Source organism: Nocardia sp. NBC_01377 (assembly GCF_045040005.1).
Classification (GTDB): Bacteria; Actinomycetota; Actinomycetes; order Mycobacteriales; family Mycobacteriaceae; genus Nocardia; species Nocardia noduli.
On the sequence record NZ_CP109566.1, the window covers coordinates 5,337,313 to 5,361,718 of the forward strand.

General features: G+C 67.9%; 22 protein-coding genes. 3 read left to right on the forward strand and 19 right to left on the reverse strand.

Annotated features, from left to right (window positions below; all coding sequences use genetic code 11):
• Window positions 1-126: 126 nt before the first annotated feature.
• The 5 genes from rplS to OG225_RS24560 form a co-directional block, all read right to left on the reverse strand.
• Complete coding sequence (gene rplS, locus OG225_RS24540; protein WP_109529704.1) at window positions 127-468, reverse strand: 50S ribosomal protein L19; 342 nt, start codon at window positions 466-468, stop codon at window positions 127-129.
• 200 nt (window positions 469-668) lie between these two features.
• A complete protein-coding gene (locus tag OG225_RS24545) occupies window positions 669-1,532 on the reverse strand; it encodes a hypothetical protein (RefSeq protein WP_405177446.1) in 864 nt (287 codons plus the stop codon).
• A 32-nt stretch (window positions 1,533-1,564) separates the two neighbouring features.
• Complete coding sequence (locus OG225_RS24550) at window positions 1,565-4,051, reverse strand: Tex family protein (protein ID WP_405177447.1); 2,487 nt, start codon at window positions 4,049-4,051, stop codon at window positions 1,565-1,567.
• A gap of 70 nt (window positions 4,052-4,121) precedes the next feature.
• A complete protein-coding gene (locus OG225_RS24555; protein ID WP_405177448.1) occupies window positions 4,122-5,774 on the reverse strand; it encodes an AMP-binding protein in 1,653 nt (550 codons plus the stop codon).
• Window positions 5,771-7,450: an AMP-binding protein gene (locus tag OG225_RS24560; protein WP_405177449.1), complete on the reverse strand. Its 1,680-nt coding sequence runs from the start codon at window positions 7,448-7,450 to the stop codon at window positions 5,771-5,773. The genes OG225_RS24555 and OG225_RS24560 overlap by 4 nt, the downstream gene beginning before the upstream one ends.
• A 119-nt stretch (window positions 7,451-7,569) precedes the next feature.
• On the opposite strand from OG225_RS24560, the gene OG225_RS24565 reads away from it, so the two are divergent.
• Complete coding sequence (locus tag OG225_RS24565; protein ID WP_405177450.1) at window positions 7,570-8,424, forward strand: LuxR C-terminal-related transcriptional regulator; 855 nt, start codon at window positions 7,570-7,572, stop codon at window positions 8,422-8,424.
• Window positions 8,425-8,456: 32 nt separating this feature from the next.
• Here OG225_RS24565 and trmD read toward each other — a convergent pair whose 3' ends face one another.
• The 13 genes from trmD to ftsY all read right to left on the reverse strand — a co-directional run bounded on the left by trmD (window position 8,457) and on the right by ftsY (window position 21,771).
• A complete protein-coding gene (gene trmD, locus OG225_RS24570) occupies window positions 8,457-9,140 on the reverse strand; it encodes a tRNA (guanosine(37)-N1)-methyltransferase TrmD (protein ID WP_405177451.1) in 684 nt (227 codons plus the stop codon).
• Window positions 9,141-9,201: 61 nt separating this feature from the next.
• On the reverse strand, window positions 9,202-9,723 hold the full coding sequence (rimM, locus tag OG225_RS24575; RefSeq protein WP_405177452.1) for a ribosome maturation factor RimM: 522 nt from the start codon (window positions 9,721-9,723) through the stop codon (window positions 9,202-9,204).
• The gene (locus tag OG225_RS24580) at window positions 9,724-9,966 is read right to left on the reverse strand and encodes an RNA-binding protein (RefSeq protein WP_067782143.1); all 243 of its coding nucleotides are present in this window, start codon (window positions 9,964-9,966) and stop codon (window positions 9,724-9,726) included.
• Window positions 9,967-10,404, reverse strand: coding sequence for a 30S ribosomal protein S16 (rpsP, locus tag OG225_RS24585; RefSeq protein WP_405177453.1), 438 nt, complete (start codon window positions 10,402-10,404; stop codon window positions 9,967-9,969). It abuts the gene before it with no gap.
• 204 nt (window positions 10,405-10,608) lie between these two features.
• The gene (locus tag OG225_RS24590) at window positions 10,609-11,184 is read right to left on the reverse strand and encodes a dihydrofolate reductase family protein (protein ID WP_405177454.1); all 576 of its coding nucleotides are present in this window, start codon (window positions 11,182-11,184) and stop codon (window positions 10,609-10,611) included.
• Window positions 11,185-11,281: 97 nt separating this feature from the next.
• On the reverse strand, window positions 11,282-12,373 hold the full coding sequence (locus OG225_RS24595) for an amidohydrolase family protein (RefSeq protein ID WP_405177455.1): 1,092 nt from the start codon (window positions 12,371-12,373) through the stop codon (window positions 11,282-11,284).
• 111 nt (window positions 12,374-12,484) lie between these two features.
• A complete protein-coding gene (locus OG225_RS24600; RefSeq protein ID WP_405177456.1) occupies window positions 12,485-12,892 on the reverse strand; it encodes a DUF302 domain-containing protein in 408 nt (135 codons plus the stop codon).
• A 155-nt stretch (window positions 12,893-13,047) separates the two neighbouring features.
• Window positions 13,048-14,610: a signal recognition particle protein gene (gene ffh, locus OG225_RS24605; RefSeq protein ID WP_405177457.1), complete on the reverse strand. Its 1,563-nt coding sequence runs from the start codon at window positions 14,608-14,610 to the stop codon at window positions 13,048-13,050.
• 143 nt (window positions 14,611-14,753) lie between these two features.
• A complete protein-coding gene (locus tag OG225_RS24610) occupies window positions 14,754-15,068 on the reverse strand; it encodes a hypothetical protein (protein ID WP_357789549.1) in 315 nt (104 codons plus the stop codon).
• A gap of 168 nt (window positions 15,069-15,236) precedes the next feature.
• Window positions 15,237-17,684, reverse strand: a complete 2,448-nt coding sequence (locus OG225_RS24615; protein ID WP_405177458.1) for a [protein-PII] uridylyltransferase — start codon at window positions 17,682-17,684, stop codon at window positions 15,237-15,239.
• Window positions 17,685-17,785: 101 nt separating this feature from the next.
• Window positions 17,786-18,124 carry a P-II family nitrogen regulator gene (locus tag OG225_RS24620; RefSeq protein ID WP_039799550.1) on the reverse strand — a complete coding sequence of 113 codons (339 nt, stop codon included), beginning with the start codon at window positions 18,122-18,124 and terminating at the stop codon, window positions 17,786-17,788.
• A 5-nt stretch (window positions 18,125-18,129) separates the two neighbouring features.
• Window positions 18,130-19,476 (reverse strand): ammonium transporter, encoded by a 1,347-nt coding sequence (locus OG225_RS24625; RefSeq protein ID WP_405177459.1) that lies wholly within the window; start codon window positions 19,474-19,476, stop codon window positions 18,130-18,132.
• A 504-nt stretch (window positions 19,477-19,980) separates the two neighbouring features.
• A complete protein-coding gene (gene ftsY / locus OG225_RS24630) occupies window positions 19,981-21,771 on the reverse strand; it encodes a signal recognition particle-docking protein FtsY (protein ID WP_405177460.1) in 1,791 nt (596 codons plus the stop codon).
• 155 nt (window positions 21,772-21,926) lie between these two features.
• Here ftsY and OG225_RS24635 point away from each other — a divergent pair, with 155 nt between their 5' ends.
• The gene (locus tag OG225_RS24635; RefSeq protein ID WP_109529650.1) at window positions 21,927-22,316 is read left to right on the forward strand and encodes a DUF2237 family protein; all 390 of its coding nucleotides are present in this window, start codon (window positions 21,927-21,929) and stop codon (window positions 22,314-22,316) included.
• A 250-nt stretch (window positions 22,317-22,566) separates the two neighbouring features.
• Here OG225_RS24635 and OG225_RS24640 read toward each other — a convergent pair whose 3' ends face one another.
• The gene (locus OG225_RS24640) at window positions 22,567-23,352 is read right to left on the reverse strand and encodes a TetR/AcrR family transcriptional regulator (protein ID WP_405177461.1); all 786 of its coding nucleotides are present in this window, start codon (window positions 23,350-23,352) and stop codon (window positions 22,567-22,569) included.
• 133 nt (window positions 23,353-23,485) lie between these two features.
• Between OG225_RS24640 and OG225_RS24645 the strand changes: the two genes are divergently transcribed.
• Window positions 23,486-24,403, forward strand: coding sequence for an NmrA/HSCARG family protein (locus tag OG225_RS24645; protein WP_405177462.1), 918 nt, complete (start codon window positions 23,486-23,488; stop codon window positions 24,401-24,403).
• Window positions 24,404-24,406: the final 3 nt, after the last annotated feature.

A 24,406-nucleotide genomic window follows, 5' to 3' on the forward strand; every position in this document is an offset into this window, starting at 1 on the left:
CCGAACAGACTAGCCCGACACCAGGACAGTTCGTCCGGTGCCGGGCCAGAAGGAAACTTCGCGGCGCGACCGAGGCGCCGGGGTTGGCCGTGGAGTTCACCGGCCCGAGGTGTCAAGCGACGAAGATCAGCGCTTTTCCTTGATCTTGGCGGCCTTGCCACGCAGGTCACGCAGGTAGTACAGCTTGGCCCGGCGGACGTCGCCGCGGGTCACGACCTCGATGTGGTCGATGTTGGGGGTGTGCACCGGGAAGGTGCGCTCGACACCGACGCCGAAGGACACCTTGCGGACGGTGAAGGTCTCGCGGATGCCACCACCCTGGCGTCGGATGACGACGCCCTTGAAGACCTGGATGCGCTCCTTCGAGCCTTCGATGACCTTCACGTGCACATTGAGGGTGTCGCCCGGACGGAAGTCGGGGACGTCGCTGCGCAGCGACTGCTCGTCTACGAAGTCAAGGGTGTTCATGTCCATCCTTATGTGATGTTTGCGCGAACAGAGGACCCTGGCGGCATATGACTGCGCGACCGGTTCATGCTCCGAATCAAGGGACGCTCCCGGGGTCGACATGCACCCAGGGCAACCCATGCATTGTGCCAGACCACGGACACGCGGGAAAAATCGCCCCACCGGAGGCGTGGCCGTCGACGCGCGGAGCGGCGCGGTCCTCAATGCTCGGACTTGCGATCCCACGGTAGGTGATGCGGGTGCGGGGACGGCGGGGCGGGCACCACCGTCCTGGTGAGCTCGGCCTCGGCCGCGACCCGCACGTGCTCGACATCGGGGCTCCCGGCTATCAGATCCTGGATGAAGATCTTCGCCCTGATCACGGGCCTGCGGTAGCGACGTTCCCGGACGATGGCGCGATACATCATGCGACGGCGGTCGGCGTAGCGCCAGCGGGCCCATGGCGCGCCGGGACGGCTCAGCCGGAACGCCCCGACCATCAGCAACGGCGGGAAGAACATGCCGAACAGGCCGGTCCAGATCTTGCCCTTGGCGATGACGATAGCCGCGAGCATCAGGTTGAACACCGCGAAGAGGCTGACGACGGTGCGCGCCTCGGTCCCCATCGAACTGCGGAAATCGTTGATCTCGAGCAGCGACAGCGGATGGAATCCGAGCAGCAGCAGGCCGGTCACCGCGAGCGCGACGAACACCGCGTCGACCGAGGTGCGTCCCTGTTCCTCCCAGTAGACGTCGCGCAGGTAGTAGATCAGCGCGAATTCGTCGAGGACGAGGGCGGCGCCGATGCCGAACGACGCCGCGAGCAGGCTCGCGGTGAGATTGTCGGCGTCGTCGTAGACCGCGATCATGCCGAGGCCGGAGCCGAGTACCAGGACGACGCCGAACACCATGTGGTGCACGTGCACGCTGCCCGCGCTCAGATTGCCCGGCCACCAGCGCACCTTCTTCCTGATCAGCCGCACGCTGAGCCGGATGAAGAGGAAGCCGACGATGAAGCCGAGCAGAAAACACAGCAGCGGCAGGCGGCCGGGCGCGATCACATCGTCTTCGAGCCATCTGCGCATGGCCGCCTGATCCTCCGCTTCTGGTCCGGTGCCTACTGACCGAAACCGGCGCGACGCAGGGCGTCGGCCATGGATCCGGTCGGCGCGGGCGCGTTACGGCGCTGATTGCCCTGGTTGCGGCCCTGGCCCTGATTACGGCCCTGGCCGCCCTGCTGCGGTTTGCCCTGACCGCCCTGCCGCTTGTCCTGACCGCCCTGGCCCGCTTGGCCGCCCTGCCCGGCCTGCTGAACGCGCTGGCCTTGGCCGCGCCCGCCCTGGCCGCGATTGCCGCCGCCCCGTTCCGGCTTGGCGGCCACACCCGGCTCGTCGTCCAAGCGCAACGACAGTCCGATGCGCTGGCGCGCGACGTCGACTTCGAGCACCTTGACCTTGACCACGTCGCCGGATTTCACGACCTCGCGCGGATCCTTGACGAAATTGTGCGACATGGCCGAGACGTGCACGAGGCCGTCCTGGTGCACGCCGACATCGACGAAGGCCCCGAAAGCGGCGACATTGGTGACCACGCCTTCGAGCACCATGCCCGGCTCCAGATCGGCGACCTTCTCCACACCCGCCGCGAATTCGGCGGTCTTGAATTCCGGACGCGGGTCGCGGCCGGGCTTCTCGAGTTCGGAGATGATGTCGGTGACGGTAGGGACACCGAAGGTCTCGTCGGTGAATTCGGCGGGCCGCAGGGCCCGCAGCGCGGGGGTGTTGCCGATCAGTTCGGTGATCGGACTGCCCGTCGACTCCAGGATGCGCCGCACCACCGGATACGCCTCGGGGTGCACGGCCGAGGTGTCGAGCGGGTCGTCGCCGCCACGGATCCGGAGGAAGCCCGCGCACTGTTCGAAGGCCTTGGGCCCCAGGCGCGGCACGGCGAGCAGTGCGGTGCGGCTGCGGAACGGCCCGTTCTGATCGCGGTGCGCGACGATGTTCTCCGCGATCGAACCGGCGATACCGGAGACGCGCGAGAGCAACGGCACCGAGGCGGTGTTGACATCGACGCCGACCGCGTTCACCGCGTCCTCGACCACCGCGCCGAGCGAGCGCGCGAGCAGGGTCTCCGAGACGTCGTGCTGGTACTGGCCGACACCGATGGATTTCGGATCGATCTTCACCAGCTCGGCCAGCGGATCCTGGAGGCGGCGTGCGATGGAGACCGCGCCGCGCAGCGAGACATCCATATCGGGAAGTTCCTGCGTGGCGTAGGCGGAGGCCGAGTAGACCGAAGCGCCCGCCTCGGAGACGACGATCTTGGTCGGCTTGTTCTCCGGGATGCGCGCGATGAGTTCGGTGGCGAGAGCGTCGGTTTCGCGCGAGGCGGTGCCGTTGCCGATGGCGATGAGTTCGACACCGAAGCGCGCGACGAGGGCGCCGAGCACGGCGAGGGATTTCTCGGTCTGCCCCTGCGGCTTGTGCGGGTAGATGACCTCGGTGGCGACCGCTTTGCCGGTGGCGTCGACCACGGCGACCTTCACCCCGGTGCGGTAGCCGGGGTCGAGTCCCATCGTGGTGCGGGTGCCCGCGGGCGCGGCGAGCAGCAGATCACGCAGGTTGGTGGCGAAGACGTCGACGGCGTCCTTCTCGGCGGCCTGGCGCAACCGCATCCTGGTGTCGATCCCCAGGCTCACCTGGAGTTTGGTGCGCCAAGCCCAGCGCACGGTGTCGAGCAGCCAGCTGTCGGCGGGGCGACCACGGTCGGCGATACCGAATCGCACGGCGATGCGACCCTCGTAGATCGTGCGCTCGCCCGGTTCGAGTTCTTCGGTATCGGCTTCGAGTTGCAGCGAGAGGATGTCTTCCTTCTCCCCGCGCAGCAGCGCGAGAATCCGGTGCGACGGCAGTTTCGCGAACGGCTCGCTGAATTCGAAGTAGTCGGAGAATTTCGCGCCCGCCTCTTCCTTGCCCGGGCGCACCGACGAGACGACCCGACCCCGGTTCCACATCAGTTCGCGCAGTTCACCGACCAGATCGGCGTCCTCGGCGAAGCGCTCGACCAGGATCGCGCGGGCGCCGTCGAGCTGTTCGGCGCTGTATTGCGCCGGGTCGGTGGCGGCGTCGCCGATCAGGGCGTCGGCCACCGGCTCGTGTCCGGCCTCGCGGGCGATCTGGGCCTTGGTGCGCCGCTTGGGCTTGTACGGCAGGTAGATGTCCTCGAGGCGGGCCTTGGTCTCGGCCGTCATCAGCTGGCCGAGCAACGCGTCGTCGAGTTTGCCCTGCCCCTTGATGGATTCGATGATCGCGCCGCGACGCTCGTCGAGTTCGCGCAGATAGTGCAGGCGTTCGTCGAGCTGACGCAACTGCGCGTCGTCGAGTCCGTCGGTGACTTCCTTGCGGTACCGCGCGATGAACGGCACGGTCGAACCGGCGTCGAGCAATTCGACGGCCGATCTGACCTGGCTCTCGCGCACACCGAGTTCCTCGGCGATGCGTCGGCCGACGCTGGCCAGAGCGGTGGGCACGGCGGCGGCAGGTGCGGCGGCCGGCGTTTCGGTGTTCGTCGTTGAACTGGCGGTCTCGGGCGCTGTCGTCACGCCGCAGACACTACCGCTGTCCGCTGACACGCGGCCGACGCCCGGGTGAAGTGCGGTCGCCACGCCCCGTTCATCCGATCGCCGATCCAGCGGATTCGGCCAATATCCGCGCCGCGAGTTCACGCATCTCGGCCTTGCGGACCTTGCCGGTGACCGTCATCGGGAAATCGTCCACGATGTGCACGTAGCGCGGGATCTTGAAATGCGCCAATCTTCCCGTACAGAAGTTCCGCACCGACGCGGCATCCAAAGGCGTTGCGCCCTCGCGTATCCGGATCCAGGCCATCAGCTCCTCGCCGTATTTCTCGTCGGGGACCCCGATGACCTGGGCGTCGAGAATATCCGGATGGGTGTAGAGGAATTCCTCGATCTCGCGCGGATAGATGTTCTCGCCGCCGCGGATGACCATGTCCTTGATCCGGCCGGTGATCGCGAGATATCCGTCCTGGTCCATCACGCCGATATCGCCGGTGTGCATCCAGCGCGCGGCGTCGATCGCCTCGGCGGTCTTCTCCGGCTGTTCCCAATAGCCCAGCATGACCGAATAGCCGCGGGTGCACAGTTCGCCGGGTTCACCGCGTGGCACCGTGGCGCCTGTCACCGGGTCGACGATCTTGACCTCCAGGTGCGGCCCGACCCGGCCGACCGTGGCGGTACGGCGGTCGACGCTGTCGTCGCGACGGGTCTGGGTCGACACCGGACTCGTCTCCGTCATGCCGTAGCAGATGCAGACCTCGGTCATACCCAGCCGATCGATGACGCGTTTCATCACCTCGACCGGGCACGGGGATCCGGCCATGATGCCGGTCCGCAGACCCGACAGATCCGGTCGGTCGGCGGCGGCGCGGGATTCCAGTTCCGTGAGCACGGCGATGAACATGGTCGGCACCCCGTACAGCGACGTGCACCGGTATTCCTCGACCGCGGCCAGGGTCGCGGCGGGATCGAAGGCGGGAGCCGGAATCACCACGGCCGCGCCGTGAGTGGTGACGGCCAGATTCCCCATGACCATCCCGAAGCAGTGGTAGAACGGCACCGGGACGCACACCCGGTCGTGTTCGGTGTACCCGCACAGTTCGCCGACGAAATATCCGTTGTTCAGGATGTTGTGATGACTGAGCGTGGCACCCTTCGGAAAACCCGTTGTCCCCGAGGTGTATTGGATATTGATCGGATCGTCGGTCGACAGCGCGCCGCCGCGAGCGGCCAGCAGTTCGGTATCGGGTTCGGTGCCCGCGATCGCCTCCCATTCGGGGGATCCGAGGATCAGCACCTGTTTCAGCCCGGGGCAGTTCGGGCGCACCTGTCGGATCATCTCGGCGTAGTCCGACGACTTGAAATCCCGCGCGGCGACGAGTACGCGCGCGCCCGCCTGGCGCACGACGTACTCGAGTTCACCGGTCCGATAAGCCGGATTGACAGTGACCAGGATCGCGCCGATCTTCGCCGTCGCGTACTGGACCAGGAACCATTCGGCGCAGTTCGGCGCCCAGATTCCGACCCGATCACCGGTGCCGACCCCCAGGCGGGCCAGGCCGGTCGCCACCGCGTCGACAGCGGCGCCGAGTTCGCGATAGGTCCAGCTCCGGCCGGTGGGACTGTCGACGAGTGCGAGGCGATCCGGGTACGCGGCCACCGTGCGATCCAGGTTCGCGCCGATGGTGTCGCCGAGCATGGGGGTGTCCGAGGTGCCGGACGCGTAGCTGGGGAGGGCCGACATCATTTGGTCCCCTGCCTGCGAAGCACGAAGCGCTGCACCTTGCCGCTGGGGGTCTTCGGCAGGCTGTCCACGAAATGCAGGCGACGCGGGTAGGCGTGGGCCGCGAATTTCTCCTTCACCAGCCGCTGGAGTTCGGCGGCCAATTCGGCACTGCCGCCCGGCCCGTCGCGCAGCACCACGAACGCCTCCAGCACCTCGCCCCGCAACTCGTCCGGCATCCCGACCACCGCCGCCTCGGCGACCCGATCGTGCAGGACGAGCACGCTTTCCACCTCGAAAGGGCCGATGCGGTAACCGGCCATGATGATGACGTCGTCGTCGCGGGAGGAGAAGCGGAAGAACCCCGCCGCGTCACGTGATCCGGCGTCGCCGGTGAGATACCAGCGACCGTCGGCGGTGAAGCGCTGCGCGGTGCGATCCGGGGCGTCGAGGTAGCCGAGGAACCACATCAGCGGACTGTCACGGGTGTCGATGGCGACGCGTCCCATCTCGTTCGGCGCGGCCTCGACATCGGCGTCGTCGGCGAGGACCGCGCAACTCCAGCCGGGAAGTTGCCTGCCCATCGAGCCGAGCGGGGTCGGCGCGCCGAGTTCGTCGTGCCAGGCGTTGCAGATGACCATGCCGTGCTCGGTCTGCCCGTAGTGGTCGCGCACCGCGACGCCGAGTTCCCGCGCGGACCAGGACACCACGTCGGGTGTCAGCGGCTCCCCCGCCGAGGACGCGCGCCGCAGCGAGATCCCCTCCGGCACCGGCGTCGCGTCGGATCGCAGCGCGCGATACACCGTCGGCGCCGCGGCGAAATTGGTGACGCCGAACCGTTGCAGCACCTGCCAGGTGAGCGGCGCCGAGAATCCCGCGTGCAGCAACAGCGAGCGGATACCCGAGGCGAGCGGGCCGAGGATCGCGTAGTACAGCCCGTAGGCCCACCCCGGATCGGCGGCATTCCAGAACACGTCGTCGGGCCGGACGTCGAGGGCGAATTCCTGATAGGCGTGGAACGAGGCCAGTGCTCGCACCGGAATCGGCACCCCCTTCGGCGTACCGGTGGTGCCGCTGGTGAACAGCTGCACCAGCAAGCCGTCGCCGCCGACCGCGACCGCTTCGGCTCCCGGGTCGTCCGCGGAGTGCGCGGCGAGGAGTTCGTCGAAGGAGAAGACCGAGCGCGGCGGCCGGAGTTCGGCCGTGGTCGCGCCGAGGGCGGCCTCGACCCGCGTACGTTCACCCGCGATCACGAGCCGCCAGGGCGCGTCGGCGGGGATGTCGTCGCCGGGGGCCAACTTGGCGGCCTGATCGGCGTCGGCGATGACGAGAACCGTGCGACTCGCGGTCAGGCGCAGGGCGATGGCGGGTGGGGCGAAGGCGGTGAACAGGGGTAGGTGGACAGCGCCCAACCGCCATATGCCGAGCAGCGCCACGACCAGATCAGCGGATTTCGACATCAGGGTGGCGACCCGGTCACCGGGACCGATGCCGAGGTCGGCCAGGGCGGACGCGCATCGCGACGAACGTTCCCGCAGGTCACCGTAGGTGAGGTCGGTGGCGGTGAGGTCCGCTTCGATGACGGTGAAGGCGACGGCGTCGCTCGGATGCCGATCGCACAGCAGACGCGCCGCGCACGCGCGCGGCCCGTCGTAGGTGTCAAGCAGATCGCGCACCCGCCGCGTCAGGTCCGTGCTCATGTCGTCTCCTCTTCGGTGTTCGTACCGCCGTGGCCCATCGGTGATCCGGGCCACTGCCGTCTCCCATAGGATGTGGGTCACACCCGCTTCACCACTACCCCCGAAAAGGGGTGAGTCTGTTGACCACCGGATCCCTGCTTCGCCCCCGCGACGGCGACGCGCTGCGTTCGGAGATCCGCTGGGTCGCGACCAAGGCGGGAGTCCCGGTGGTCTTCGGCGGCGAGGTGCACGAGGACACCCTGCTGCTGACCGAATTCGTCGGCACCGTCACCAACGGATTGCGCGGACTTCCGGTGCTGCGCACCTCGGGTCTCGGCGGTCGCGTCATGGATATGCGCCGTCCGGCATCGGTGACCGATTACCGCAGCGCCGCGTCCATCACCCACCATTACGACGGACCGGTTTCGGGCGAGGGCATCCGCTCGGTCATCGCGGTGCCGGTGGTGGTGGTGGACAACCGTTCGCGCGCCGTGCTCTACGCGGCGACGCGCGGTGACACACCGCTGGGCGACCGCACCGTCGACCTCATGGTCGCCGCCGGGCGTCGTCTCACCACCGAGATCACCGTCCGTGACGAAGTGGATCGTCGGCTGCGACTGCTCGAATCGGCGGCGCCGACGACCGAGACCGCGCCCGCCGTCACCGAGGAACTGCGCGATCTGCACGCCGAATTGCGCGGATTGGCGCGTACCGCCTCCGACGAGAAGCTGCGCATCCGGCTGCGCGATGTCTGCGAACGCATGGCCCGCGCCATCAACGGCGGTCCGGTCCCCGACGCACCGCGCCTGTCGCGACGCGAACTCGACGTCCTCGCCCACATTGCCCTCGGCTGCACCAATCAGGAAGCCGCGCAACGGCTCTCACTCGGGCCGGAAACGGTCAAGAGCTATCTCCGCAACGCGATGACGAAACTCGACGCGCATTCGAGGCACGAAGCGGTCGTTCTGGCACGCCGCTACGGGCTGCTTCCCTGACGCGGTGATCCCGCGCTCAGGCGATCCCGCGCTCAGGCGTCGGGCAGCAGATCCGGGCGACGGTCGCGGGTGCGGGTGAGGGATTGTTCGTGACGCCAGGCGGCGACCTTGGCGTGGTCGCCGGAGAGCAATACCGGTGGAACCTCGAGCCCGCGCCAGGTGACCGGGCGGGTGTAGCTGGGGCCTTCGAGAAGTCCGTCGGAGAACGAATCCTCCCGATGCGACTGCTGATTGCCGAGAACGCCGGGGATGAGGCGCACGAATGCCTCGGTCATCACCAGGACGGCGGCCTCGCCGCCGATGAGAACGTAGTCGCCGATGCTGACTTCCTCCACGCGCACGCGACGGGCGGCGTCGTCGAAGACGCGCTGATCGATGCCCTCGTAGCGACCGCAGGCGAAGACGAGATGTTTCTCGACCGCCCAGCGTTCGGCGGTGGCCTGGGTGAACGGCACGCCCGCCGGAGTCGGCACGACGAGCAGCGCGTCGTCGGGGCACACCTCGTCGAGGGCGTCACCCCAGACGGTCGGTTTCATGACCATGCCGGGACCGCCGCCATAGGGTGAGTCGTCGACCGATTTGTGCACATCGTGGGTCCACCGACGCAGGTCGTGGACGTCGATCGAGATCAGGCCCTTGTCGACGGCCTTGCTGAGCAGCGCGGTGCGCAGCGGCTCCAGATATTCCGGAAAGATCGTGACGACATCGATCTTCATCGACCCTCCTGGTCTCCACTCCCGCGCACTCGCCTCGACGGTGTCGAGTGGCGTGCCACCCCTACTCCGGATCGAGCAGCCCTTCGGGCGGATCGATGACGACGAGCCGGTCGGCCAGCGACACGGTGGGCACAATGGCGTTGACGAACGGGATCAGGATCTCCCTGCCGTCCTCGGCCGCGCGCACCGAAAGCAGTTCTCCCGCGGCGTAATGCAATACCTCGGTCACGGTGCCGACCGCGGTCCCGTCGGTGAGCTGGACGGCGAGGCCCTCCAGCTCGTGGTCGTAGTACTCGTCCGAATCGCCCGAAGACGGCAGGTCGTCACTGTCGACGAAGAACAGGGCGCCGCGGATCGCGTCAGCGGCGGTACGGTCGGAGATTCCGGCGACGAACACCAGAAGCCGGCCCGAATGCTCACGGGCCGACTCCACGGTGAAGTCGCGAACCTCTTTCGACCGCAACCGACCGCGCAGGGTGACGCCCGGCGCGAAACGCGCCTCCGGCTCGTCGGTGCGAACCTCCACGACGAGTTCGCCGCGCACACCGTGCGACTTGGCGACCCGTCCTACGACGAGTTCCATCTACTGATCGGTATCGACCACGTCGACCCGGATGCCCCTGCCGCCGATTCCGGCGACCAGGGTGCGCAGCGCGGTCGCGGTGCGACCGCCACGCCCGATGACCTTGCCCAGGTCTTCGGGGTGCACGTGCACCTCGACGGTGCGCCCGCGGCGGCCGGTGATCAGCTCGACGCGGACGTCATCCGGGTTGGCGACGATACCGCGAACCAGATGTTCGACGGCATCGGCGACGACGGCACTCATTTATTCGGCAGCCTCGGTCTCGGCGGTCGCCTCGGCGGCCTCGTCCTTCTTGGCGGCCTTCTTCTTCGGAGTGACGGCGTCGGCGGTCGGCGCGTTGTCGGCGGCGGCCAGCGCGGCATTGAACAGGTCCAGCTTGGACGGCTTCTCGGCCTTCAGCTTCAGGGTGCCCTCGGCGCCCGGCAGGCCCTTGAACTTCTGCCAGTCGCCGGTGATCTCCAGCAGACGCTGCACGGGCTCGGTCGGCTGCGCGCCGACACCCAGCCAGTACTGCACGCGCTCGGAATCGACCTCGATCAGCGACGGCTCTTCCTTCGGGTGGTACTTGCCGATGGACTCGATGGCCCGGCCGTCACGACGGGTGCGGGCATCCGCGATGACGATGCGGTACTGCGGGTTGCGGATCTTGCCCAGACGGGTGAGTTTGATGCGAACAGCCATGCTGATCTGCCTCTTTCGGTGGTTGGTCACGGCGCGATTCAGCGACTCGCACGGTCTGCGAGCCCGGTTTCACGCTTGGAGTGTGTGACCGCCGCGCGGTACGTGACCGGAGACGGGCTGACACTGTCCAGGAAGGACGGTGGATCATTGTGCCAGACCGGTCACCGCGCCCGGAAATCGCCTCGGTCGGAGCGACGTCGTCGCTCACCGTCCCCGCGAGCCTTCCGTCGGCGTCGTCCGGTACCGCAGCAGGACCACATCGGACCGGAACTGTTTGCTCTCGACCAGCCGCAACGCCGGGACCGCCGTGCCGTCGACGAACAGCCGGGCACCGTGCCCGACCACGACCGGATAGACGAACAGACGGTATTCGTCGACCAGGTCCGCCGCGATCAGCGCGTGCGCGAGGGTGATACTGCCGGTGCTCACGATATCCCTGCCCGGCTGCTCCTTGAGCGCCCTGACCTCGTCCAGCCCGCGCAGGACGATCGAGTTCCGCCAGCCCGGATCGCCGAGCGACCCCGACACGACGTACTTGGTCATCTCGTTCAGATCGTCGGTGATCCCGGTCTTGTCATCGGTCTGTTCGGGCCAGTACCCGCGCATCTGCTCGAAGGTGATCCGTCCGAACAGCACCGCGTCACAGGCGGCGGTGTGCGTCATCAGCTCGGCGACGATGTCGGCATCGTCCACGGCGTCGTCACCGACCGTGAACCATCCCTCGCTCGCATCGATGACCCCGTCGACCGTGATGTTCTGGGTGACCACCAGATCCCGCATCTCGAACCTCCTGTCGCAATACGTCCTACCTGTGTGGACGCACTCGAAGCCCGGAACTCGTCGCCGCGCACCCAACGATCCGGTTTCGCCGGCCCGGTCAGCGGTGGCCTGTTACCGGGCCCGATTCGACGACGCGCCCGCGCAACACGACCCACTGCGGGGCGGTGAGCATGGCGGGGTTGATCCGGGGATCTTCGCGGTAGACGACGAAGTCGGCGGGGGCGCCGGGGGTGATGGAGGGGCGGCCGAGCCAGGTGCGGGCGTTCCAGGAGGCGCCGCCCAGTGCGTCGTGCGGGGACAGGCCGGCGGCGGTGAGCGCGGTGATCTCGTCGGCGATGCGGCCGTGGCGGATGGAGCCGCCCGCGTCGGTGCCCGCGTAGATGGGGACGCCCGCGTCGTAGGCGTTGGCGACGGTGCCGCGCACGCGACGGTGCAGGTCGCGCATGTGGGCGGCGTAGGTAGGGAATTTGCCCGCGCCGTCGGCGATGTCGGGGAAGGTGTCGATATTGATGAGGGTCGGCACCAGCGCGGTGCCGTGTTCGACCATCATCGCGATGGTGTCGTCTGTCAGTCCGGTGCCGTGTTCGAGGCAGTCGATACCGGCGTTGATCAGGCCGGGCAGCGCGTCCGCGCCGAAGACGTGGGCGGTGACGCGCGCGCCGTTGGCGTGGGCGGCCTCGATGGCGTCCTTCAGGATCGCGTCGCTCCACAGCGGACGCAGATCGCCGACCGAACGGTCGATCCAGTCGCCGACGATCTTGACCCAGCCGTCGCCGAAACGGGCCTGTTCGGCGACGATATCGGGCAGGTCGCGCTCGTCGTCGAGTTCGATGCCGAGTTCGCGGATATAGCGCTTGGGGCGAGCGATGTGACGACCCGCGCGGATGATGCGCGGCAATTCGTCGTGGTCGTCGATGAACCTGGTGTCGATGGGTGATCCGGCGTCGCGCAGCAGCAGCGCGCCCGCGTCGCGTTCGGTCTCGGCCTGCGCGATGGCGCCGTCGCGGTCCTCGTGCCCGCCGCCGTACCGGATCCCGACGTGGCAGTGCGCGTCGACCAGGCCCGGCACGATCCAGCCCGTGTCACACAGGGTTTCGGCCCCGAGCACCGGCTCGTCGGTCACCAGCCCGTCGTGGACCCACAGATCCCGCACCTCGTCATCGGGCAGAACCACACCGCGTAGATGCACAGCGACCTCCTGACGTCTCGGCTGCGTCGAACCTACCGCGCCCGCCGATCGGCGACACGGCGGCCGAGACCACCCGAGGCGAACTCGCGGTGACAGCCGATGTCGAAGCGGTTACGGACGCACCACGGTCAGCGAGTCGATCGCCGCTTGCAGCGCGACGGTCGCGTCCTCCGCGACGGGGCGCAGCGCCCGGTCGTCGGTGACCGCGACCATCACCTGCGGATTCATCGCCTCGCCGATGATGTCGGTCTCGGTGTCGGGATCACGGCGCACGATCACATTGCAGGGCAGCAGCATCCCGATCCGGCGGTCCACGCCGACGGCGCGGTGCGCCAGCGACGGATTGCATGCGCCGAGGATGAGGTACTCCTCCATATCCACGTCGAGTTTGGCCTTCATGGTGGCGCGCATATCGATTTCGGTCAGGACACCGAAACCCTGCCGGGCGAGCGCGTCACGGGTGCGATCGACGGCCTCGTCGAAACCGGTGCGCAGCGTGGTCGACAGTCCCAATTCCATGATCGTTCCTTCCGTGTTCGAGCCGTTTCCCCTTTTCATCACCCCTTTCCACTATGGCACCGAGTGCGGGGTCACCACCGCGCCGCCGCCAGGAACAGACGCGAATCGGCCGCCGTCGAAATTTCGACGGCGGCCGATTCGTGAGTAGGTAGCCCCTACTGTTTCGGGAATTTGAACTTGCTGAGGTCGAAACCTTCGAGTCCGGGCGGCAACTGGTCCAGACCGGGCGGCATATTCGAGATGTCCATCCCCGGCGGCAGCCCCGGCATTCCGGCGGGCATTCCGGGGATTCCGCCGCGCATCTTCGGCGGGGTCGGTCCGCGACCGCCCTTCTTACCCTTCTTGCCCTTGCGGTTGTTCCCGCGACGCGCGCCGGGCATGCCCATCTGACGGCCCATCATGGCCATCATCTTCTTGGCGTCGAAGAAACGGTCGACGAGCTGGTTCACCTCGGAGACCTGTACGCCGGAGCCGTTGGCGATGCGCAGCCTGCGCGAGGCGTTGATGATCTTGGGGTTGTCGCGCTCGGCGGGGGTCATACCGCGGATGATGGCCTGCACCCGGTCGAGTTGTTTATCGTCGACCTGGGCCAGCACGTCTTTCATCTGGCCCGCGCCGGGCAGCATGCCGAGCAGGTTGCCGATCGGGCCCATCTTGCGGATGGCGAGCATCTGATCGAGGAAATCCTCCAGCGTGAGCTCGCCGCTGCCCATCTTGCGCGCGGCCTCTTCGGCCGCCTGCGCGTCGTAGACCTGTTCTGCCTGCTCGATGAGGGTGAGCACGTCGCCCATGCCGAGAATGCGACTGGCCATCCGGTCCGGGTGGAAGACGTCGAAATCCTCGAGCTTCTCACCGGTGGAGGCGAACATGATCGGCGCACCGGTCACATTGCGGACCGACAGCGCCGCGCCACCGCGGGCGTCACCGTCGAGTTTGGTGAGCACGACACCGGTGAAACCGACGCCGTCACGGAACGCCTCCGCGGTGCTCACCGCGTCCTGGCCGATCATCGCGTCGAGGACGAAGAGGGTTTCGTCCGGCTGGACCGCGTCGCGGATTCCGGCGGCCTGGCGCATCAGCTCGGCGTCGATGCCGAGACGACCCGCGGTGTCGACGATCACCACGTCGTACTGCTTGGCCTTGGCCTCGGCGACGCCGTCGCGGGCGACCACGACCGGGTCGGCGGCGGTGATGCCGAGCGGATTCGCGCCCGCGCCGACGGAGGTGCCGGGATGCGGCGCGAAGACGGGGACGCCCGCGCGCTCACCGACGACCTGCAACTGGGTGACGGCGCCGGGACGCTGGAGGTCGCACGCGACCAGCAGCGGCTGATGTCCCTGTCCCTTCAGCCATTTCGCGAGTTTGCCCGCCAGGGTCGTCTTACCGGCGCCCTGTAGACCCGCGAGCATGACCACGGTCGGCGGATTCTTGGCGAGAGTGAGCCTGCGGGTCTCGCCGCCGAGGATGGTGACCAGTTCCTCGTTGACGATCTTGACGACCTGCTGGGCCGGATTGAGCGCCGCGGAGACTTCGGCTCCCTTGGCGCGTTCCTTGATCTTGGCGATGAATCCGCGCACCACGGGCAGCGCGACGTCGGCGTCGAGGAGGGCGAGTCGGATCTCGCGGCAGGTGGCGTCGATGTCGGCCGGTGACAGACGCCCCTTACCGCGCAGATCCTTGAGGGCACCGGTAAGCCGGTCGGACAGGGATTCGAACACCGATCGCGCTCCTGATCTCGGGGGACATCACCGGGGACGGGCATGAGTACCGTCTAGTGAAATGATTACCTTCTGATCAAGGGTAATCGGATCACCCGTACCGGCGCGCAACCGGTGTGTCCTCCGAGGTCACAGGAGTTCGATCAGTCGAGCACGCGAGCGCGCGGCTCGACCGTCTTGCGATAGTCGTGGTTCTCCAGGGCCACCATGAATGTCGCCTCGCGGGCGGTGAGCCCCAATTCCAACGCGAGGTCGTCGAGCAGGGCCCACTCCGCACCGGTCCGCATCTCGCGGGTGGCGACGGTGGTGGCGATGGTCATCGCGGTCACCGCCTGCCTGCCGGTCAGGGTGCGCCCGGGCAGCCAGGAAACGACCCAGCGGTCTCCGCCGACACACCGAGCCATATGTGTCGTCTCGTCACTCGTCATCATCGAAGCCGAAACAACCTCAATTGCCACCGACATGCTCCCCTCGTACTAAGGCGATAGGGCGGGACGCTCTGATCGTAGGGTGCACAAGGCAGCACGCCGATATGTTCCAGCAAATAGTCTGCAACGGTTTGATTGCTGGCGATTTCTACTGGAACAGCCGGATATAGACGAGCGGACTGGACATTTGGCAAATAACTAGGAAACCTGATCGCCGCCCGGTGTCGACGGCTCGTCGGGCTTCTTGGGCGCGGGTCGGGGCACCACTTCCAGGACCGCCTTCTCGATTGTCTCGCGCCGCGCCGGACCGGTGTCGGAACCCAGCTCCAGACCGAACACGTCCACCACCGCGGAGCCCATCGTGACCGCCTTCGCCCACCGCACATTCGCGCCCGCGGCGGCGAAGGTCGCGGCCAGCCTGCTCAACAGTCCGATCCGATCCTCGGCGCGCAGTTCCAGGATCGCCTGTCCCTCACTCGAGCCGTCGAACCAGATCACCCGAGGCTGAGCCTGCGCGTAGGGGCTCGGGCCGACACCGGTCGCCTCGCGTTCCCGCTTGGCGAGCAACGCGGTCAGATCGAGTTCGCCCGAGGTCGCCCTGATCAGTTCCTGGCGCAGCAGCCCGGCGTCGGGTGGATCGCCGAATTTCGGTGAGACCACGAAGGTATTGATCGCCGAGCGGCCCTCACCGCCCACCGAGGCCGAGAGCACACGCAGCGAATGCAGAGCGAGAACGCCCGCGGCGTCGGAGAGCAGACCCGCCGTGTCGGGCGCGATCACCGTGACCGTGTAGGTGTACTTGCCCTCGCCCGGACGCAGATCGACGTGCACGCCGCCCACCTCGGCCCTTTCCAGCAGTTCCGCTGCGATGGGTTCCGGGGTCGGCAGCGGGTCACCGGCCATGACCAGGCGGCACCGGCGCACCAGTTCGCCGATGAGCGAGGCCTTCCAGTCCCCCCACACACCGGGCCCGGTCGCCAGCGAATCCGCCTCGGCGAGGGTGTGCAGCAGTTCCAGTAATTGCACGTCGCCGTCGAGCGCGTCGACGACGTGCTGCACCGTGTCGGGGTCGGCGAGGTCGCGGCGGGTGGCTGTTTCGGGCAGCAGCAGGTGGTAGCGCACGATCGCGCTGAGGGTCCGCACATCCGAGGGCCACAGTCCGAGCCGACGTCCGATGTGGGTGGCCAGTTCCGCGCCGACGACGCTGTGATCGCCCGCGCGTCCCTTGCCGATGTCGTGCAGCAGCGCGCCGAGCATGAGCAGGTCGGGGCGGGCGACCCGGGTGACCAGTGCGCTGGCGTAGGCGACGCACTCCATGAGATGGCGATCCACGGTCCAGGTGTGCACCGCGTCGCGCGGCGGGAGATCGCGTACCGCACCCCATTCGGGCAGCAGCCTGCCCCACAACCCGGTGCGGTCGAGCGCCTCGATCGCGTCGATGGTGCCGCGACCCGCGCCGAGCAGCACGAGCAGATCGTTCACCGCGTCCTTGGGCCACGGCTCCCGCAATTCGGGCGCGTCCTCCGACAGCCGGTTCAGGGTGGTCGCCGACATCGGCAGCCCGGTCTGCGCCGAGGCCGCCGAAACCCGCATGATCAGCCCGGGATCACGTTGCGGGCGGGCGTCCCGCGCCAGCACCACCTCGCCCGCGTGCTCGACCACCCCCTCATCGAGTGGTCGTCGCACCGGCATCCGACGCAGCCGCGCCAGACCGCGCCGCGGCAGCGCGTTCGCGGCGGTCCGCAGGCCGACATCGACGGAGTAGCTCACCGTGCGCGCGGAATCGCTCAGTGTGCGAGCCAGATCGAAGCGATCCCCGATCCGCAGGGCCGCGCCGATCTCGTCGGCGTCCTGGGCGCGCAACTGATCTCGCGCCCGGCCCGCGACCCGGTGCAATTCCGTCCTGACGTCGAGCAGCCTGCGGTGGGCCTGTTTGAGCCCGCCTCCGGGCACGTCGGGGCCGAGGCCCGGCATCGCGTCGGTCAGCTGGGCGATGGAAAGGGCGTCGAGCAGTTGGATATCGCGCAGCCCACCGCGACCGTTCTTCAGATCGGGTTCGGCCCGGTGCGCGATCTCGCCGCTGCGCTGCCAGCGGGTGGCGGCCTGGGCGATCAATTCGTCGAAGCGAGAACGAATTCCGTTGCGCCATTCCCGTCGCACCCCGCCGATCAGCAGGTTGCTCAGTTCGACGTCACCGACGATATGCCTGGCCTCGAGCATGCCGAGCGCGGCGATCAGATCGTCGTTCGCGACACGCAATGCCTGCGGGACGGTGCGGACACTGTGGTCGAGTTTGATGTGGGCGTCCCAGAGGGGATACCAGAGTTGGTCGGCGACCTCGGCGACCCGGGCCGGATCGACATTGTCGTGCAGCAGCACCAGGTCCAGATCCGAGTACGGCAGCATCTCCCTGCGGCCGAGTCCGCCGACCGCGACGACCGACAGTCCGCTGTCGGCGGTGATCCCGAGTTCGGATCCTTTACTGGTCAGCCATAATTCGTAGAGGTCGACCAGGGCCGAACGCAGCGATTCCGCGTCGAGCCGAGGATTGCGGGGCATTCCGCCGTCGAGTAATTGTTCCCGTGCCCTGACCAGATCGGCGGCACCGTTGGAAACCCGGTCTCCGCTGTCACGATCGCTACCCACTACCCCACCGCCCGTCAGATGCTTGCGGCTCCGCTCCGACCGGAATTCCGGTGGGAGCGGAGCCGCTGCTCGATTTCGATTTTTCCGTGTCGACCTTGCGCTTACAGCGCGTCGGTGCCGCGTTCGCCGGTCCTGACCCGGATGATCGCCTCGACGGGCGTCACCCAGACCTTGCCGTCACCGATCTTGCCGGTACGCGAGGCCTCGACGATCACCTCGACGACCTTGTCGACCGACGCGTCGTCGACGACGACCTCGACCCGGACCTTCGGCACGAAATCGACCGAGTACTCCGCACCGCGGTACACCTCGGTGTGGCCCTTCTGCCGTCCGTAACCCTGCACCTCGCTGACGGTCATACCGAGCACGCCCGCCTGTTCGAGCCCGGACTTCACGTCCTCGAGTGTGAACGGTTTGACGATTGCCGTGATCAGTTTCATTGTCGTCATGCCTCCTTGACGAGCGAGCGTGCCGTGCCACCCACAGCAGCGAAATCGTATGCGGTCTCCGCGTGCTCGGACTCGTCCAGACCCACCGACTCGCCCTCCTCGTCTTTACGCAGGCCGATCGTGAACTTGATGGCGTACGCGATCACGGCCGTAGCGACCAGGGAGTAGGCAAGCACGGTGAACGCACCGACGGCCTGCAGCTTCAACTGCTCGATCCCACCACCGTAGAACAAGCCCTCGACCGCCGCCGGAGCTTCCGGCGCGGCGACCAGGCCGATCATGAGGGTGCCGACCAGACCACCGACGAGGTGGACGCCGACGACGTCGAGCGAATCGTCGAAGCCGAACTTGAACTTCAGGCCGACCGCCAGGGCGCACAGGGCACCCGCGACGACACCGATGACCACGGCGCCCAGCGCGTTCACCGAGGAACAGGCCGGGGTGATGGCGACCAGACCTGCCACGATGCCCGAGGCGGCGCCCAGCGAGGTGGGCTTGCCGTCACGGAACCTCTCGACCAGGATCCACGCCAGCATGGCCGCGGCCGTGGCGATCGTGGTGGTGAGGAAGGTGGCACCCGCGATGCCGTTGGAGCCGACAGCGGAACCGGCGTTGAAGCCGTACCAACCGAACCACAGCAGACCGGCGCCGAGCATGACGAACGGCAGGTTGTGCGGACGGAACGGGGTGCCCGGCCAGCCCTTGCGCTTGCCGAGGACGATGGCCAGCACCAGACCGGCGGCGCCGGCGTTGATGTGGACCGCGGTACCACCGGCGAAGTCGATCGCCTTCAGGTTGTTGGCGATCCAGCCACCGGCCTCACCGGTGTAGCCGTCGAACGCGAACACCCAGTGCGCGACCGGGAAGTACACGACCGTTGCCCAGATTCCGGAGAAGATGAGCCAGGAGCCGAACTTCAGGCGATCGGCGACAGCGCCCGAGATGAGTGCGACGGTGATGATCGCGAACATCAACTGGAACGCGACGAATACCGACAACGGGATGGTTCCGTTCAAGGGAACCGCGGCAGGTGCCGCCGGATCGGTGGAGGCAAGGTAGCTACCGCCGAATACGCTCTTCAATCCGAAATATTGACCCGGGTCTCCGATGAGATTGCCTTTGTCCTCGCCGAATGTCAGCGAGAAGCCGTACAGCACCCACAGGATCGTGATCAAGCCCATGGAGCTGATGCTCATCATGATCATGTTCAGCACGTTCTTGGAGCGGACCATGCCGCCGTAGAAGAACGCGAGTCCGGGTGTCATCAAGAGCACGAGTGCTGAACTGGCCAGCATCCATGCGGTGTCACCGGCGTCCGGCGCGCCGATTACGGGAAATGCCACCTTAATGTCCTCCTCATCTCGGGCCCAGCCGACTCCGGCAAATGGACCTGCACAAGAGGTTCCTCACTCGGTGTTTCATCCGTCATGCTGCAATGTTTCACCTGCGTGAACGGATGGCGGAGTTGTGTTGCCGCCACGTTTCGCGGTGTACACCACGGGTTTCCGCCCCCGCGTGAAGCCGGTGCCGCGCCACCCGAAATATGACTACCCGACAGTAGGTCATGTGTCACATTCCCCCGGGGAGCGCGCGATGTTTGCGGGATCTCCGCGCGAGGACAGAAAGAATGTCACCACTCCCCTCCCCCTCACAAAGAATTCTGCGATCAACCGCAAAGCAGCAAACCCTCCGCACAACCGCTACCTACGGTGAGGCCCTATTCGACCCCTCAGAACCGAACCCGCCCCGCCCACGGTGAGCCCATATACGAACCCTCCGAATCGAAACCGAGCACGCCCGGCGCGAGTCTTACGAGCGCCCGGTTCGCGGCGCGCCGCAGGCGCGGCCTAACCAAGGAGCGCATCCACGAAGGCTCCGGGCTCGAACGGCGCCAGATCGTCGGCGCCCTCGCCGAGCCCGACGAGCTTCACCGGAACACCCAACTCGTGCTGAACCTGGAAGACGATTCCCCCCTTGGCCGTCCCGTCGAGTTTGGTGAGCACCACCCCGCTGATGTCGACGACTTCGGCGAAGACCCTGGCCTGGGTGAGGCCGTTCTGGCCGACGGTGGCGTCGAGTACGAGCAGTACTTCGTCGACCTTCGCCTTCTTCTCCACGACGCGTTTGACCTTGCCGAGTTCGTCCATCAGGCCGGTTTTGGTGTGCAGGCGGCCCGCGGTGTCGATGAGGACCACGTCGACGCCGCGTTCGATACCCGCGGCGACGGCGTCGAAGGCGACGGCGGCGGGGTCGGAGGCTTCCTTGCCGCGTACGGTCTCGGCCCCGACCCGTTCACCCCAGGTCTGTAGTTGGTCGGCGGCGGCGGCACGGAACGTGTCGGCGGCACCGAGCAGTACCCGGCGGCCGTCGGCGACGAGTACCCGGGCCAGTTTGCCGGTGGTGGTGGTCTTGCCGGTGCCGTTGACGCCGACGACGAGCAGGATCGACGGGTGGTCGTCGTGCGGGAGCGCGCGCACCGATCGGTCGAGTTCGGGGCGCAGCGCTTCGATCAGCACGTCGCGCAGCACGTCGCGGGCCTGATCGGGGGTGCGCACGCTGCGGAGTGCCATTTCCTCGCGCAGCCGGGTGACGATGGCGGCGGTACTCGCGGTGCCGAGGTCGGCGAGGACGAGGGTGTCCTCGACCTCTTCCCACGAATCCTCGTCGAGATCGCCACCGCCGAGCAGTCCGAGCAGGCTCTTGCCCACGGCGTTCTGGGAGCGCGACAGACGGCCGCGCAGGCGGATGAGGCGGCCCGCGGTGGGTTCTATCTCCTCGAGCGCGGGAGCGGTCGTCTCCGGCGCGGTGAGGGCTGTCTCAGGCGCGACGGTGGCGGCGTCGGTCGGCGCGGATAGCGTGTCGGGTTCGGCGAGCCCGATCCCGTCGGGGGCTGCCGCGGCGGTGCCGGGCGTGGAGGTTTCCGCCGCGGCGGTACCGGGCGCGGCAGTGTCCGGCGCGGCGGTGTCGGTCCCGGCGGTGCCAGGCGTGGCTACATCGGGCGCGGCGGTACCGGCTCCGGCAGTACCGGAAGCGGCGGTATCGGTTCCGGGGGCACCGGGCGTCACGACACCGGGCGCGACAGTGTCGGCCCGGGCGGTATCAGGCGTCGTGAGGTCGGGCGCGACTGTGCTGGTCGCGCCGGTATCGGGCGCGGCGGTATCGGGCGCGGCGGTTGTCGCCCCGTCTGCGGTCGCCGTGCCGTCCGGCTCGGCGAGGGCGGTACTCGCGGCCGACGCGCCCGCTGATCCGTCGCTGTCGGGTGCGGCGGTCGCCGTATCGGGCGCGACGGCTGTCTCGACATCCGCGTCCGGCAGCGGGACGTTGGTCATCCCGCGTTTGGGCGCGTCGCGCGGGATCGCGGCGTCGTCACCGATATGCGGCTGGCCCTCGGTGTCGGTCCGTTCGATCGGCGCGGGCTCCGGGCGTGTCGGCGTCGCCGTGCCGCCGCCCTGGCTGAAGCTGAAGCCGCCCGAGGCGGTGTAACCACCCGATCGGTCGGTCAGCTCCTTTTCCTCGGTCGGTGGCGTCAGCGATACGCGGCGACGCTTGTACAGGACGAATCCGGCCACAAACGCCACCAGCAGCAGCGCGGCGACAACGGCGATCAGAATCCAGGCTTCGGAACTCACGCCGACCATCCTTGCAGAACCCGGCGCGGATGCCGGTCGCCGCGTCGCGCCGCAGGTAGTCGGCGCGCGGGCACGCGCTGGGGGCGGCGAAGAGGCCATCGACACAGCCCCCGAGATTTCTTGTCCTGCGGAACTTCTCGCGAAGTGACAATAGGATCGGCGACGTGACCGATCGAAACGTGCTTGGGGGGCCGCTGGAAGAGTGCGGCGCCGATCCTCTCACCGGGTTCTACCGGGACGGCTGCTGCAGTACCGGACCGGAGGATCTGGGAAGCCATACAGTATGCACTGTTGTCACGGCCGAGTTCCTCGAGCATCAGGCGTCCATCGGGAACGACTTGAGTACGCCGCGTCCGGAGAACAATTTCCCCGGACTGCAACCGGGCGACCGCTGGTGTGTGGTCGCGGTGCGCTGGCTGCACGCGCACGAGGACGGCGTCGCCGCCCCCGTCGTACTGGCCGCCACCCACGAGAACGCGCTGGAAGTGATCTCCGTCGAGATCTTGCGGAAATACGCCGTCGACGTCCCCGACGACGTCAGCGACCTGCTCTGAGTCCCCCCCCCCCCCGACGCCCTGAACCACGGCAGCCGGCGGGCAGTCCGGCTGTCGGCTCCCGCATGCCCGGACGCCGGTGTTTCCCACGATGCGGACGAGCGCCGCTCACCGTGCGCCACACGCCGCTGCCGAGTCGGCGCAGTGCCCGCACGACGGATGCCCTCGCTCACCTCGCGGAACAAATCGGCCGAATCGGTCGACTTCGACGGCACGACAGTCCCGTACACCGGATCGGTGGCGCGCCTCGCTAAAGTGCGGAACCGACAGCCCGCCGCCTGCGGTGGGCCTTCTGGCGGCAGGCCGCCGAGCAATACCTCGCGGGCCGCCCCATTCCGGTGCTGCGCACCGGGCCGCGGCAGATCGGGCACCGCGCGACAGTGGCACTTTCGTTACGTTCCCCCGTTTCATAGCGGTCATCACTCTCCAGCACGCGTTTCGTTACCGAAGGCGCGGTGGGATTCGTGCGCAGTGCGTCGAGCACCAGGGCGGCGGCGCGGACCAGTTGCCCGTCGGGGCGTTGATACCGCTGGATCGCAACGCATCCGGTGAACAGATCCTGGACATCGGCGACGGTGATGTCGGCGCGGACCGCCCCTTGACGCTGGGCGGCGCGCAGCAGTTCCTCCAGCGCGCGTTGGAAGCGTTCCCCCGCGCCGCGCAGCAGGGCCTTCGGCCAGCCGTCGTCGGATTGGACCAGATCGCAGAGTGCCTGGTTACCGGGGCTGCGGGCAACCACCTCGGTGCAGACCGCGAAGAAGGCGGCCCCGGGGTCGGGGTCGCCGAGGCGAGAGGTGGCGAGCCGGGCCAGACCGTCCACCCGCTGCTGCATAACCGCTTCCAACAGATCGGTTTTCGTCGGGAAATGCCGGTACACGGTGCCCGCGCCGACGCCTGCCCGCCGCGCGATCTCGATGAGGGACACCCCGGTCCCGTTTTCCGCGAAGGCGCGTTGAGCGGCGTCGAGAACACGACCGCGATTGCGGCGCGCGTCGGCGCGACCGATCCCGTCACGCGGGAGCGAAGGGGCGGACATTCGTTACGGCCTTCCGTTTCAGGTGCTGTTCAGGGTGCGCGGCGGCACCATACGGTGCTGATACGGGTTGATCGACCCGATTCTACCGAGACTGCCCGATCGGACGACGTCCGTTCGGAAACGAAAGGTCAGCATGTCCTCTCAGCACGATCCGATCCTGGTCACCGGAGCGACCGGCCAGCAGGGCGGCGCCACCGCGCGCGCACTTCTCGCCGACGGCGGCGCCGTGCGCGCGCTGGTCCGCGACCCACTGTCGGCAGCCGCGCGCGATCTCGCCGCGGCGGGCGCGGAATTGGTGACCGGTGATCTCGACCGACCCGAGAGTCTCGCGCCCGCTGTCACGGGCACGCGCGGTGTCTTCCTGGTGCCTCCGGTGGCCTTCGGGCCCACCGGGTGGGATGTCGATCTGGAGGCGAGCCGCGGCATCCACGTCATCGAGGCCGCCGCGCGAGCCGGGGTCGACCACATCGTGTTCACCGGAGTCGCGTCGATGAGCCGCGACAGCCAGCGTGACGCCGAAGGCAAGCGACGTATCGAAGCGGCGCTGATCGACGGCCGGACCCGCTACACGGTGCTGCGACCGGTGCGCTTCATGGAGAACTACCTGATCCGGGATTTCCCCATCGACGGCATCGTCGACGGCGTGAACCACCACATCTTCCGGGCCGATCGCCCGTTGCAGATGATCGCGGTGGCCGATATCGGGGCATTCGCCGCCATGGCCTTCACGAATCCCGACCGCTTCCACGGCGAAATCCTCGAGATCGCCGGTGACGACCCCACTCCCGACGATGCCGCGGCGACCATCACCCGCGTCACCGGTCACCCGGTCCGCTACCAGGAACTCACCGAGGCCGAAGCCGAGGCGTTCGGCACGGAGATCGCCGGTGCCTGGCGTGTGTCGCGCGAAACCGGCGGCTGGCGTGCCGACATCCCAGCGCTCCGGAAACTGCACCCCGGCCTGCTCACCCTCGAAACCTGGCTGACCACGGGCGGATCCGCGAAACTCGCGGCCGAGCGCGATCAGCAGCGGGCCGACGCCGGACGCTGATCG